Origin of the sequence: Nonlabens sp. Hel1_33_55 (genome assembly GCF_900101765.1) — a bacterium.
GTDB lineage: Bacteria > Bacteroidota > Bacteroidia > Flavobacteriales > Flavobacteriaceae > Nonlabens.
The window spans coordinates 368,087-382,145 of record NZ_LT627735.1 but is presented as its reverse complement, the minus strand read 5'-3'; the positions used below and the strand labels follow the sequence as shown (position 1 = coordinate 382,145).

At 39.3% G+C, this 14,059-nt stretch carries 8 protein-coding genes; 1 reads left to right on the top strand and 7 read right to left on the bottom strand.

Annotated features, from left to right (window positions below):
• Positions 1 to 53: 53 nt before the first annotated feature.
• A complete protein-coding gene (gmd, locus tag BLO34_RS01710) occupies positions 54 to 1,166 on the bottom strand; it encodes a GDP-mannose 4,6-dehydratase (protein ID WP_090752030.1) in 1,113 nt (370 codons plus the stop codon).
• Between the two features lie 92 nt (positions 1,167 to 1,258).
• Positions 1,259 to 2,653 (bottom strand): nucleotide sugar dehydrogenase, encoded by a 1,395-nt coding sequence (locus BLO34_RS01705; protein ID WP_090752028.1) that lies wholly within the window; start codon positions 2,651 to 2,653, stop codon positions 1,259 to 1,261.
• Between the two features lie 478 nt (positions 2,654 to 3,131).
• Between BLO34_RS01705 and BLO34_RS01700 the strand changes: the two genes are divergently transcribed.
• The gene (locus BLO34_RS01700) at positions 3,132 to 4,439 is read left to right on the top strand and encodes an OmpA family protein (protein WP_090752026.1); all 1,308 of its coding nucleotides are present in this window, start codon (positions 3,132 to 3,134) and stop codon (positions 4,437 to 4,439) included.
• Positions 4,440 to 5,157: 718 nt separating this feature from the next.
• On the opposite strand, the gene BLO34_RS01695 is transcribed toward BLO34_RS01700, so the two are convergent.
• The 5 genes from BLO34_RS01695 to BLO34_RS01675 form a co-directional block, all read right to left on the bottom strand.
• A complete protein-coding gene (locus BLO34_RS01695) occupies positions 5,158 to 6,972 on the bottom strand; it encodes a DUF885 domain-containing protein (protein ID WP_090752024.1) in 1,815 nt (604 codons plus the stop codon).
• 7 nt (positions 6,973 to 6,979) lie between these two features.
• Entirely contained in the window at positions 6,980 to 9,016 is a 2,037-nt protein-coding gene (locus BLO34_RS01690; protein WP_090752022.1) for a protein-disulfide reductase DsbD family protein, read from the bottom strand.
• The gene (gene tilS / locus BLO34_RS01685) at positions 9,004 to 10,335 is read right to left on the bottom strand and encodes a tRNA lysidine(34) synthetase TilS (protein WP_090752021.1); all 1,332 of its coding nucleotides are present in this window, start codon (positions 10,333 to 10,335) and stop codon (positions 9,004 to 9,006) included. Before tilS ends, BLO34_RS01690 begins: the two co-directional genes overlap by 13 nt.
• 9 nt (positions 10,336 to 10,344) lie before the next feature.
• The gene (locus tag BLO34_RS01680; protein WP_090752019.1) at positions 10,345 to 11,658 is read right to left on the bottom strand and encodes an anthranilate synthase component I family protein; all 1,314 of its coding nucleotides are present in this window, start codon (positions 11,656 to 11,658) and stop codon (positions 10,345 to 10,347) included.
• A 108-nt stretch (positions 11,659 to 11,766) separates the two neighbouring features.
• On the bottom strand, positions 11,767 to 14,016 hold the full coding sequence (locus tag BLO34_RS01675) for a TonB-dependent receptor (RefSeq protein ID WP_231959533.1): 2,250 nt from the start codon (positions 14,014 to 14,016) through the stop codon (positions 11,767 to 11,769).
• Positions 14,017 to 14,059 lie beyond the last annotated feature (43 nt).

The following is a 14,059-nucleotide window of genomic DNA, read 5'->3' as shown; positions in this document are numbered from 1 at the left end:
TTCGTACCGCATCAAGTGCGGCATGAACTTCTATTCTTTGAATAGAAAGCGAACTATTCAAAATAATTTAAGGTATCATACTCATGATCTTTTAAAAACTGATCTTTCTGCATGAGTTTAAGATCACCTTTCATCATGTCCTTCACCAATTCAGGCAACTGATACTCGCATTCCCAGCCTAATTTTTCCTTAGCCTTGGTGGCATCTCCTATCAAGAGTTCTACCTCAGTAGGTCTAAAATATTTCGGGTCAACGGACAAAACTTCATGACCTATTTCGACCGTATATTTAGGATCGGAACAGGACGCTACATAAGCTTTCTCTTCAACGCCAGTACCTTTAAACGCCAACTCTATACCTACCTCTCTAAAGGCCATACGTATAAAGTCACGAACCGTAGTGGTCGTTCCCGTAGCGATAACCCAATCTTCAGGCTCATCGGCCTGTAGGATCATCCACATCATACGTACATAATCCTTAGCATGACCCCAGTCTCGTTGAGCATCTAGATTTCCTATATAGAACTTGTCTTGAAGACCTAAAGCGATGCGAGCTGCGGCACGGGTAATCTTACGAGTAACAAAAGTCTCCCCACGTATGGGAGATTCATGATTAAACAGGATACCATTACAGGCATAAATCCCGTAAGCCTCCCTATAATTTACGGTAATCCAGTAAGCGTACATTTTGGCAACCGCATAAGGCGATCTAGGGTAAAATGGAGTAGTTTCTGTTTGTGGAACCTCTTGTACTTTCCCGTACAATTCTGAGGTAGAAGCTTGATAAATCCTCGTTTTCTTTTCCATTCCCAGCAATCGCACAGCTTCTAGAATACGCAGGGTTCCCAATCCATCGGCGTTACCGGTATATTCAGGCATCTCAAAAGAAACCTGAACATGACTCATCGCAGCAAGGTTATAAATCTCGTCTGGCATGATACTTTGGATCAATCGGGTCAAATTGGTGCTGTCCGTCATATCACCATAGTGCAGAATAAAACGCTGATTTTCTACATGAGGATCTTCATACAAATGATCAATCCGATCGGTATTCAGTAAAGAAGAACGTCTTTTCAGTCCGTGGACGGTATATCCTTTTTTAAGCAAAAACTCACTTAAATAGGCACCGTCTTGACCTGTGACTCCTGTGATTAAGGCTATTTTCATAATTTAAATTAATGTTTGAATCCGCGCTATTCTTATTTCAAATTCATGCTTGGATCAACCTAAGTGTTTTGTTCGCTTTCGTGAAAGCGAAATTATCCTTTGCCTATCGCAAAGCCTGTGAATCCTATTTTTTCTAAAGCAGGCATGTCTAGAATGGCCCTACCGTCAAAAACAAAGGCAGGTTTCAACATGTTTTCAAAAACGCCATTCCAATCAATCTCTTTAAATTCATCCCACTCGGTCATGACGGCCACAGCGTGAGCTTCATGGAACAACTCATCGTAATTGTTGACAACCGTTACTAAGCTTCTATTTTTGGACTCGCTCCTCGTATTTAAATAATCCAAATCTGCATACACTTGCTCTGCAGTAACTTTTGGATCATAAACAACAATCTCTGCCATTTCGCTCAACAGATAATCGGCCACATAAATAGCTGCGGACTCTCGAGTATCGTTCGTATCCTTTTTAAAGGACCAACCTAAAAGAACGATCTTTTTACCGTTAACGGTATTATATAACGTGCTAATGATTTTTTGTGCGAATCGGCGTTTTTGATAATCGTTCATCTTAATGACTTGATGCCAATATTCGGCGACTTCCTGTAAACCGTAGGTTTGACACAGGTATACCAAGTTCAAAATGTCTTTTTGAAAACAAGAACCACCAAAACCAACACTGGATTTTAAAAATTTAGGTCCTATTCTCGAGTCTTGTCCTATAGCTCTTGCGACTTCATCCACATCAGCTTCAGTCGCTTCACACAATGCACTCAAACTGTTGATACTGGATACCCGTTGAGCCAGAAACGCATTAGCCGTGAGCTTAGAAAGCTCTGAAGACCAAACGTTGGTCAATAAAATACGTTCCGTTGGAATCCAGTTATTATAAACATCGTGCAGCGCTTGCATGGCTTCTTCACCTACAGGGGTTCGCTCACCACCTATCAGGACACGATCCGGTTGCAGCAAGTCTTGCACCGCAGTACCTTCTGCCAAAAACTCTGGATTTGACAAGACTTGAAAATTAACGCCATTTCCTGTACTGGAAAGAATGGATTTCAAAGCCTCAGCCGTTCGGACTGGTAAGGTTGATTTTTCTACAATGATCTTATCTGTGGTAGCCACAGCAGCAATTTGGCGAGCGCAAAGTTCAATGTATTTCAAGTCGGCGGCCATACCTTTTCCTATTCCATAGGTTTTGGTAGGTGTATTAACCGATATAAAGATCATGTCTGCATCTTGAATGGCTTGATCTACATGAGTACTGAAGGTAAGGTTACGACCGCGAGCTTCAGCTACGATATCAGAAAGTCCTGGCTCATAAATGGGTAACTTATCTAAGTCGGCATCATTCCAGGCAGCAATGCGTTGGGCGTTTAAATCGACAACATGAACCTGTATATCAGGACACTTTGCTGCGATGACGGACATGGTAGGACCTCCTACATAACCCGCACCAATACAGCATATATTTTTTACTTTCATTTAAATTCTATGTGATTCTGAAAAATTCACAAAGCTGGCAGCATCAATTCTACTGTCCTAACTTTATTCATTCTACATTATTATAAAATCCAAAATTACGGTTTATATAAATAAATGATTTTATCAAGTTGTAAGTCATTTCATTTATTAAAGTTAATTTCAGATTAACAGGCCTCCAAAAAAATTTAATAAAAGATGGCTATTATGCTAACAAACCAACAGAAATAAATAAATATCCAGTCTTATAATTTGTCCACATCAAAAAAGAAAGGCTTATGAAAATACAGGATTGTCCAATATAGTTAATTATTAATTTTAGATATGTTTTAATGCTTGATTTGTAATACCTATCAGATTTTATTGCCATATTCCTAATTGACTTTATAAATAATAGTTAAATAGCCCTTTTATCATCAATTTAGCATGCTAATCATTACAACAATTATATATTTGCTCCTTGAAAGCAAAAAAACTTAACATGAAGAAATTATTATTTTCAGTTTTATTACTAAGTGGAATGACCGCAATGGCTCAGGATACTATGATGAATGATTCAATGACTGATGATCGCACAGCAGATCGCGAAGTTATACCTTACAATCAATGGTCTTTAGACCTTGGTGTAGGTGTACACAAACCTGTTAATCCTCTTGCCCCTGGCTATTTTACCAACACTCCATCTTTCGGACAAGCTGATCTTGGTGTAAGATATATGATCAATGACAAATTCGGTTTGAATTTAGACCTTGGATACAACCGTTTTGAAGGAGATGATGAGAGTCTTCCTTTTAAATCTCATGCCTACAGAGCATCTATTGAAGGTGTTATCAACATTGGTAATGTAGTCGGTTTTAAGGAATGGACCAATCGTTTCGGACTTTTAGTTCACGGTGGTGGTGGTGTAACTTCTCTTTCTTACGCAGAACCTAATGATATTGATGATAGAGATCAGATGTTGAATTTTACTGCAGGTGTAACTCCGCAACTAAGATTAAGTGATCGTGTAGCTTTATTCGGTGACCTATCCATTTTTGGGCATGTTCGTCAAAATCTTACATTTGATGGTACACAAAGTGTTGACAATTCAGTACGAGGATTTAATTCCTTTTTAGTTAATGCATCAGTTGGTATTTCTTTCTACTTAGGTGGAAATGAAGTTCATGCTGACTGGTACGATAATAGTGCTGATTCAAGACTTGATGATCTTGAAGATAGAGTAGCTCTTCTAGAAACTAACAACGCAGATGATGATCAAGATGGTGTACCTAACTATTTAGATCGTGATAATACTACCGAAAGTGGTGTACGTGTAGATACTAAAGGTCGTGCATTAGATCTTAACAAGAATGGTATTCCTGACGACATGGAATCTGCTCTTGATGCTCGTTATGCTATGAAAGGCGCTAATGGAAGCAACGGCGGTGACACTGACGGAATGATTGAGAAATTGATTAACGATGGTTATGTGAATGTTTACTTTGAGTTTAACAGCACTAAGCCAACTCAATACTCTTTATCTTCTATCAACTTCCTTGCAACTTATATGAAAGACAACCCAGGTGCTTCTGCAAGCTTAACTGGTTATGCTGACGAATTAGGTTCTGATTCTTACAACCAAGATCTTTCTGAGCGTAGAGCTAAGATGGTAAATGATATTCTTGTTGCAACTGGTGTAGATGCTGGTAGATTATCTTATGAAGGTAATGGCGAAGATGCTTCTGTTGAGAAGTCTAGCTCACCTGCAAGACAATTAGTAAGAAGAGTGAAGTTCCAAGTGAACAACTAATCTTAGAAATAATATTAAATATGAAAGGGCTGCCAATTGGCAGCCCTTTTTTTTTATGCTTCCAATTTAAAAACCTTTCCATAAGAAAAAGAGCTACATCAAGACAACACCTGAATTCAAATTAATTCAAGCCTTAGCATCAAATACAACCTTCTTATTTTTATACAGATAGACTCAGCGCAGGGTAAAGTAATTCAATACCATCCTAATATGATTACCAGGTATTATGGTAAATAAATTACTTTGATAAGTTGACATAATTAGGAGATACTAGGGAGATGCTTAAGGGGTAATGTATGAGGAGCGTGTGAGAAGAGTATGACTGACTCGACTAACACACGACTCTCATTCGACTAATACTCGACAAATTAGTGTGCAACAGTATAGAACAGTTATAGAACTAGTATGATAAAGACTGGTTTGTACGACTAGGTATTTAAGAGCGCCTTAGTCGTTGTCAGGCCTGAATACAAAGGTATGTACCTTTCACTTCCTATCTATGGTAAGATTAAGGCACAAAAGTACCCATGGATTATAGGCTTGTAAGTCATAGATAGTTTGAACTCTATCGGGAAAAGCTTTTAAAGAATCCAACTACAAGCAAGCCATAGCTATTAAAAATACGGTGATGACCGTTTCATAATGCGATTATCTTAGTATTTAATTGTACAAATGCTTGTACTGTGCTATGATCTATTCCTAGATCTCTTTTGAATATTTACTTCTTTCCTTCAATATATTCATCAACCAATTCTTCCAATAAACTCAAAGGAACAGATCCGTTAGTCAACACTACATCGTGAAATTCTTTGATATCAAATTCATCACCTAACGCAGCTTTAGCTTTGGAGCGCAATTGTACAATTTTATTCATTCCAACTTTATATGCCGTTGCCTGTGATGGCATTACTATATGACGTTCCACCATTTTGACAGCATCACTCTCTGCATTTGGGGTATTTGTCACATAGTAATCAATACCTTCTTCCCTACTCCATTTTTTGGAATGGATTCCTGTATCTACAACTAGTCTGCAAGCGCGCCATAATTCCATGGCGAGTCTACCAAAATCAGCATAAGGATCTTGATAAAATCCAATTTCCTTTGGAATTAGTTCTGAATAGAGTCCCCAACCTTCTACGTAGGCTGTATGAAATGAGTGTTTTCTAAACTCTGGAATACTATCCAATTCCTGTGCAATTGCAATCTGCATGTGATGGCCTGGTATTCCTTCATGATAAGCAAGCGCATCCATTTGATAGGTAGGCATAGCTTTCATGTCATATAAGTTCGCATAATAAGTTCCTGGTCGGCTGCCATCTGCAGCAGGTTGCTGGTAAAATGCCTTTCCAGCACTAGCCTCTCTAAATTTCTCCACAGCCTTTACTACAATATCAGCTTCGGGTAATGTATTGAAGAGCTCAGGAAGTTTTGCCTTCATGACATTTATTTTGGATTTTGCTTCCCTTAAATACTTAGCCTTTCCTGAATCTGTATCTGCATAGTAGAATTGTTCATCGTCACGCATGAATAAAAAGAAATCCTGCAAAGTCCCTTCAAACTCTACCTGTTTCATGATCTCTTTCATCTCATTATTGATGCGTTCTACTTCTTTAAGACCTAATTCATGAATGTCGTCTGCAGTCATGTTTGTTGTCGTTGTTCTTTTAAGAGCGTATTGATAGAACTCATCACCCTTCGGGAATTTCCAGGCACCATCTTCTCCTGTAGCACGCTGTTGTTGATCTGTCAATACGGTAATCAATGACTCATACGCAGGTTGCACGTGATTGATTAACGCATCATCTGCTAATTGTTGAAGCTCTGTTTTCCGCTTTTTAGTTAAGTCTAGTTTCTTGAGCTTATCGCTAAAATCTGCCGAAAGTGTACTTTGTTCACCTACATCACTAAAAGGAGTGCCGGTAATTACATTGCGCGAATCCTTAAGAACTTTCTCAAAAACAAACCGCGGTAACATCACACCATTAGATTCTCTAATTGACAAATTATTCACCAACTCCTCAAACAATGGCTGGATTCCTTTCAACCGTTCAATGTAAGCCAGCGCGTCTGACTCATCACTTACTTGGTGCATATTGATCAAAAATGCAGGGATTTCTGCCTGCATTCCATGCATCTGATTCACCGGATAGCTGTACAAACGGTAATCAAAATCGGCTATTTTTTGTTCTTGTTCGCTTTTATAGAGTCGGTAACTCAAGAGATCTTGACCTTCCAATGCAGCTGTTTCTACTTCCTTATTGAGGTAATTTAATCGGGATTCTGCAAGTTCTTTATCCTCTAGATCTCTAGCAGATGAGATATCCGTCCACTGTCCATAATTGGTTTTGATACCCATTTGGGTTTGCATTTGTGGATCCCTAGCAAGGTCTTTCTGAAACTGTTCTTCTAGCCAGTCATTGAATTGATTAGAGATTTGAACTTGTTCCGCTTTCGCGAAAGCGTGATTCTCTTTATCATTTTTACAAGATCCCGACACGATCAATAAGGCAAACAACGCAATTTTTTTCATAGCAATATTATTTGTTCAAACCAGATTCCAACCATTTCTTATAGTCATCCACATCTGGCGTGTAACCTACAGGTTCTACTAGATCATTCCCTTTATCATCGACGATCGCATAAAAGGGTTGGGCGTTTACCTGATATCTTTCAATCTGAAAATCACTCCATTTATTACCTACGGTCCTGATCTTTTTACCAGTAGTATCAGAGATATATTGATTTTCTGGCTCCAGATCTGCTCTTTCATCAACGTACAACGAGATCAAAATAAAATCATTTTTGAGAAGATCCTTGATAACGGGTTCTCCCCAAACTCGCTCTTCCATCTTACGGCAATTCACACAAGCCCAACCAGTAAAATCAATCAAAGCCGGCTTCCCAACTTGATTTGCATAAGCGAGACCTTCTGTATAATTATCGAAAGTAATGATATCGTGAACGCCTAAATGTGCTCCATCTGGTATCTCAATCTGGGCAGTACTTGCATTACTTGAGAATCCGTAAGGTGATTCACTATAGGTCATAGGCGGCGTGAAACCGCTAATCAACTTGAGCGGCGCGCCCCAAAGTCCCGGAATCAAATAAAGCGTGAAACACAGCGACAAGATCCCAAGTAGCAAACGCCCAACCGATATCGGCTGGTCTTTATCATCATGAGGCAAGCGTATCTTACCAAATAAGTAAATCGCCAAGGCTCCGAAAATGGCTATCCAGATCGCTATAAATAATTCACGTTGCAACCAACCTGCCTGCCAAACTAGATCTGCATTAGACAAAAACTTAAAGGCAAATGCCAATTCCAAAAATCCTAAAAACACTTTCACGGTATTAAGCCAGCCACCTGATTTAGGCAAAGCGGTCAACCAACTAGGAAATATAGCGAACAACGCAAATGGTATTCCTAAACCAAAACCGAAACCAGCCAATCCAACAGTCAATGCCGTAGCACCACCATCTGATGATAGCACACTTCCCAAAACACTACCTATAACTGGGCCTGTACACGAGAATGAAACCAGCACCAGCGTTAAAGCCATAAAAAAGATACCTATCACACCACCGATATTTGAAGCCTTATCCACCTTATTGATTAGGGATGTAGGCATAGTGATCTCAAAAGCTCCAAAAAAGCTGATCGCAAATACCACAAAAATGATAAAGAAGAAAATATTCAGATATGGATTGGTACTAAACTCGTTGAAGATATCTGGCGAGATGGATTCAAATAAATGAAATGGTAAACTGCACAGAACATAAATGAGCAGTATAAATAAACCATAAAGGATTCCCTGAAATTTTCCCTCAGTGTTTTTTTCGTTTTGCTTCGTGAAAAACGATACCGTCATAGGGATCATTGGATAAACACATGGCGTCAGTAAAGCTCCAAACCCAGCCAATAAACACAAAATGAAAATAGTGGTCAAATCATTTTCATTGTCTTTCTCAATATCATCGCTTAAGCTTGCTTGAGTTTCATTTGATTCCTTCTCCTGTAAATTTGATAAATCTGGAGCTGTAGCAATAAGCGGTTCGATATCATTGTCATAATATTCACCTATAATGTTAGCTACATCTTCATCCACCACAGCTTGTGGATCGATCTTAAATACTAGAACTTCTGGTGATGGTGGTAAACACTTCTCATCATCGCAGGCTTGATAAATAGCTTCGGCAAGGATGTAGTCAACATCTTTATTAAGTAGTCTTACTTTTTGTTTGAAGATGGCGAAGTCCTTGAATTGGTAGACATCTGCTCCAAAAACTTCTGTGTATTCCTTATAAGTTCCTGTTTCTTGATTAGGCCCATCCAATTGAAAGCGATTGTCAGCCTCGTAGAATCTAAATTCTGTTGGGATATTCCCTGCACCAACTGAAAATTGTGAGTAAATGTGCCATCCAGGCTCCAACTGCGCCGTAGAAACTAACTCATAGGTATCATCGCCCAAATCATTAACCTTAACACTCCAGCTAGCAGGATCTAATATTTGTGCACTTGATATAAAACCAACTGACACTAAAAGTGCTAACAGTAAACTCTTTATGTACTCCATGTAATCTTTTTAATTTCTCTGGTCTGTGGCTTTATTGCGTGATGTTTACTAGATCGCAAGCCTAATAACCAAATTATTTTTGAACCCGATTCCAGAACAAAGCAACGCTCTTTTTCCAATCGGGAAATCTTTTCATTAATCAGGATGTCACTCACTAACTGCGACCCTTTCATCCCATAAGGCTCCATCTTATCACCATGTTGCCACACCCGTAAAGTTAACGGATAATCCAGCCGTGACGTATCCAGCAGCAACACATTTTTAGCCAGATTAGAATTGAGAAACGTTATTGAATCCTCTGGATTTACCGTTTCTATAGTTAGTTGCGCATCATCTACTTTGACCGCTGTAGTTTCTGGCAACAAATACCAGGTTGCCGTTAATAGATCTTGATTTCCCTCCAACCTCAACAAATCGCGATCTTTCAGCAATGTGTATCTATCGTTCTTCAGTTGCTTACCCGTTTCTGCATCCAGCAGTTGAATAACGTCTTCCACTTGGGAGAATCCGTAAGGATGCAACAGATAAAATAGATATTTAGAATACCCATCAAATGCCTTAACCTCATCAATATGAATTTCAAAGGCAGTGTTGTTGGGAGTTGTCACGCTTTCGCGAAAGCGTGCTACCGCATCATCCACTATACTTCCAGCATCATTGAGGTAGGACAGAGTTTTGGCAAAATTCATTTTCAAATCCGGCAAAGCGTTGTGGAGCAATGGCAATACTTGATTGCGCAACTCATTGCGCTGGTAAGAGTTACTGGCATTGCTAGAATCCTCACGCCATTTTAATTCGTGCTCTTGAGCATATTCCAAAATTTGATCTCTAGAAAATGGGAGCAACGGTCTAATGATATGCTGATTCACAGCAGGAATTCCCTGCAGTCCAGCCAGTCCAGCGCCACGATTCAGATTGATCAAAAATGTTTCTATCTGATCATCTAGGTGATGCGCCGTTAGAACGCTGTTCAAATCATTCTGCGATCGTAGATCCTCGAACCATTCATAACGCAGATCCCGCGCTGCCATTTGGGTAGAAATACCGCGCTCATTTGCAATCGCCTTAGTATCAAAGCTAGATCTGTGAAGTTTGATATCATGGGTTTTGGCTAGTTCGATCAAGAATTGTTCGTCACCATCACTCTCCACGCCACGCAAGTTGAAATTACAATGGGCCCATTGCGCTTTTATACCTGCGTACTGGAGCAAATTTCCTAAAACCACACTGTCCAATCCACCACTTATGGCAAGCAAATGAGTGCCGTCAAACAACTGCGGAAACGTAACTTTTATATGATCGACAAACGCCTGTAGCATGCTGCAAATCTAAGAAAAAGCAATGCCTTGTGACTTAAGAACCTGCATCAATGCGGCAGCTTTTATCAGGCATTCCTCATACTCTGCCTCGGGAATCGCAGAAGCTGTTATAGCGCTACCAACGCTAACGGAAACAACTCCTTTCCCAGCATTGTAAAGAATGGTACGAATGACAACATTAAAATCAAAATCACCATCAGGTTTAAAGTAGCCAACGGCACCACTATAAACACCACGTTTGAAAGATTCCGTTTTTTCAATGATTTTCATCGCGCTAATTTTAGGTGCTCCAGTCATGCTTCCCATAGGAAAAGTTGCTTTAATCGCATCGATTGCAGAAAATTGCTCACCCAACTGTGCCGTAATACTGCTAATCATATGATGAACTTGAGGAAAGGAATACAGCCCAAAAAGTTCTGAAACCTTAACACTACCTCGTAGTGCAACTCTGGATAAGTCATTGCGCACAAGATCGACAATCATCACATTTTCTGATCGTTCCTTTTGGTTTTTGAGCAATTCTTGTTTGAGCTGCTCGTCTGTCGCACGATCTTTGGATCTAGCGGCTGTTCCTTTTATAGGTTGAGAAAGTAATTTGCGACCTATTTTTTTAAGGTAACGTTCTGGACTGGCACTGATAATGAAATGATTATTACATCTAGAATAGGCAGCAAATGGTGGTTTGCTACTTTCATTCAAATCTTCAAAAGCTTTTAAAGAATCAATTTCAATATCTCTAGCTAGAAATTGTGTACACAAATTAGCTTCATAAATATCACCTCGCTGAATGTGATCTAAGAATGATCTTGCTTTCTTTAAATATTCTAATTTGGAATCAGTTGCTATAAGGTAATTTTGTTGCTTGTAGCTTTTTGGAGCATCCAGTTCTTGCTGTAGGATTGATTCTAAAAGTTGTTGGATTACCTCTTGATCCTCTTCATACACATGAAAACTTACCTGCTTCTCTCCTATTTCAATTACCGTTTCAGGAATAAAGAATTGTAAATCTGGAAATTCTAATTCGTCTGAATTTTTACTTTCTAATGGTTCCAATTCGTTCTTCAGGTCATAGCCTAAATATCCAAACAACCAATCTTCATGCTCTTCTTGAAAATTTTTTAATTTTTCAAAAGCGTTTCCAGAATCACAGCTTATCACATCGATTGCACCTATCCCACAAAGACAGCTATAAGTAGAACCGTCTGCATCATTGCTATCCAAAAATGATATATAGTTTTCTTCTTCAAAAAAACGCAGTAAGCGCTTTTTGAAGTCGGCCTGATTTTCAATGGAAAAGCTATGGGACGTTCTCTCGTTGTTCACGTGGCAAAGGTAAATTGGATTGCTCCAACTCAAACAATAGATCACAAAAAACCCGATTAGACGTTCAAATCAAATCGGGTAAATTATGTTTTCGTTGTTCTTGATGGGTTAGAACCTGTACTGCAGTAATCCTCTTATGAAGAAAGGAGTTCCAGGTGTAAAATGAATTTCTTCTACAGGTGCGGCTTCATTCTGTAATCTGGACTCTGTAGCAAATTGGGTCTCGTTCCATTCTACATCAAATAAATTCTGAATGGCAACACCTAATCTTAGATTATTGCTAATATCATAGTTCACATTCAAATCTGATACAAAATAACCTTCTGCAACGATACTGTTGTCTTCATTTGCAGGGCGATCACCTATGTATCTATATCTAATACCAGCATTGAACTTATTCCAATCCTTTAAACTCAAACCACCGGTAGAAGTATATCGAGGAGCCAACGGAATTAAATCTGCACCATCGGGCTCACTGACCGCTCTAGCATGTGCATAATTGAGGTTCCCATCAAAAAAAAGATGGTCCGTAAGCTGATACCTAATTCCCAAATCATAACCATAACGTTCCGTTTCACCGCTAGGCTCTACAATTCCAGCATCGCCCACATACACAAATTCTTGTTCTAAAAACAAATACCACAAAGCGGCATTTACAATCATACGATCAGTCGGTTTCCAGATGGTTCCCAGGTCTGATCCATACGATTTAGGTAAAATATCATCTGCTGTTTGCTGCAGAACCACTCTTGTATCATTACTGTGAAAACCAACTCCGTTTTTGAAGTACAACTGAACGTCTTCATTCACTCTGTAATTGAAATTTAATTTTGGTAGTAAAGCGGTTTCTGATTGTGCTTGAGTGTCATATAAAGTGGTGAGTGCATCCTTGTAAGTGAATTTGAAACGTTCTAAACGCAAACCAGCATCTATCAAGAAATCATTGACATACCAGGTGGCACCAACAAATCCCGAAGTGTTCGTTTCATTAATATCTCCTAGCTGAATGTTCTCCAGAGTTGTTCTACGATTTAATGTTCTGGAAAGCTCACTACCTTCAGTTCTATCATTTCTTAATCTGATTCCTGCAGTCAGGTCTAGCTTATGATTAGATAATTGAGTCGTATAAGTATATGCCGCATCAAAACCTGCAAGATCACGCGATTCCTGTTGCTTGATCTGATCACCGTTAATTGGATCTTCTAGGAAAAATGTAAAATTAGAGAACAGCAAAAAATCGTATTTGGAATAGTACAAGTGCGTACTAAAAACCTCATTATCGCTCACCTGCATGTCATAATTGATGTTCACACTCGTGCGTGAGGTTTCTCCACCTTCAGTATCGTCAATCGCTCCAAATCTTCCTATCAAACCACGATCTACAGCACGTTGTGGTATTTGACCGCTGGCATCCCATTCACTATCAAAGTGAGAAATACTGATGCCCAACTCATTTCCGTTATTTGAGATATGGTTCAGTTTTCCAAACAGATTGACTCTGTCAAAATTTTGTGGGCTATCAAATGGTCCATCAAAAGTCAAATACTCCGTAGCGATGTAAGCACTGGTATTCGTGTTATCTAAAACTTGAACCAGTCCAACGTAACGTTGATAATTAAAATCTCCAATCTCTGAACTTATTACGTTTTCCCGCACATAATCCATCGTGCGAAAATCCACATGACCAGCAGTAGCAAAGTTCCCTATTTTCTTATCATAGCTTCCTTTGCCATACGAGATATTATCAATCGTCTCTGGAATGACAAAGTGCAAATCTGCATAACCTTGACCGTGTGCGTGTGACACCATATTGACCGGCATACCATCGACACTTATAGCAACGTCAGTACCGTGATCGATATCAAAACCTCTCAAAAATAATTGCTCTGCCTTACCACCACCTGCATGCTGGCCTATAAATAATCCTGGAACGGACCTGAGCACCTCTTGGGTTGATGTGACGGGATTCACTTCAAAATCTGCTTGTGTGATTGTATTTAATACATCGACTTCGTTTGTCAAGCTTATGGCATCAAGGTCAATCGCAGCATACTCAAGAACAATTTGTAGCACCTCAGCCTCGTTTGTTATCGCTTTCGCGAAAGCGGAATATCCCAACTTAGAAAACCTCAATTCATCACCTTCTTCCACTTGATCGATAGCAAAATAACCTTTTGCATTTGTGTGCGTGTGTGTTCCAGACTTGACATGCAGCACGTAAACATCCTTCACTGGACGGTTGTCAGTATCGACGACCGTACCCGTTATGGTGTGCGCCAGAATGAAATTTGAGAATAAAAAAACTAAAACAAGAATTGCCGATTGCATATTCTTTTGTGCAGAAAAACGGTGTTTCATTAGTCAGTGGTATAGTTGTAATAAGTACGTGCGAAAAAAATGT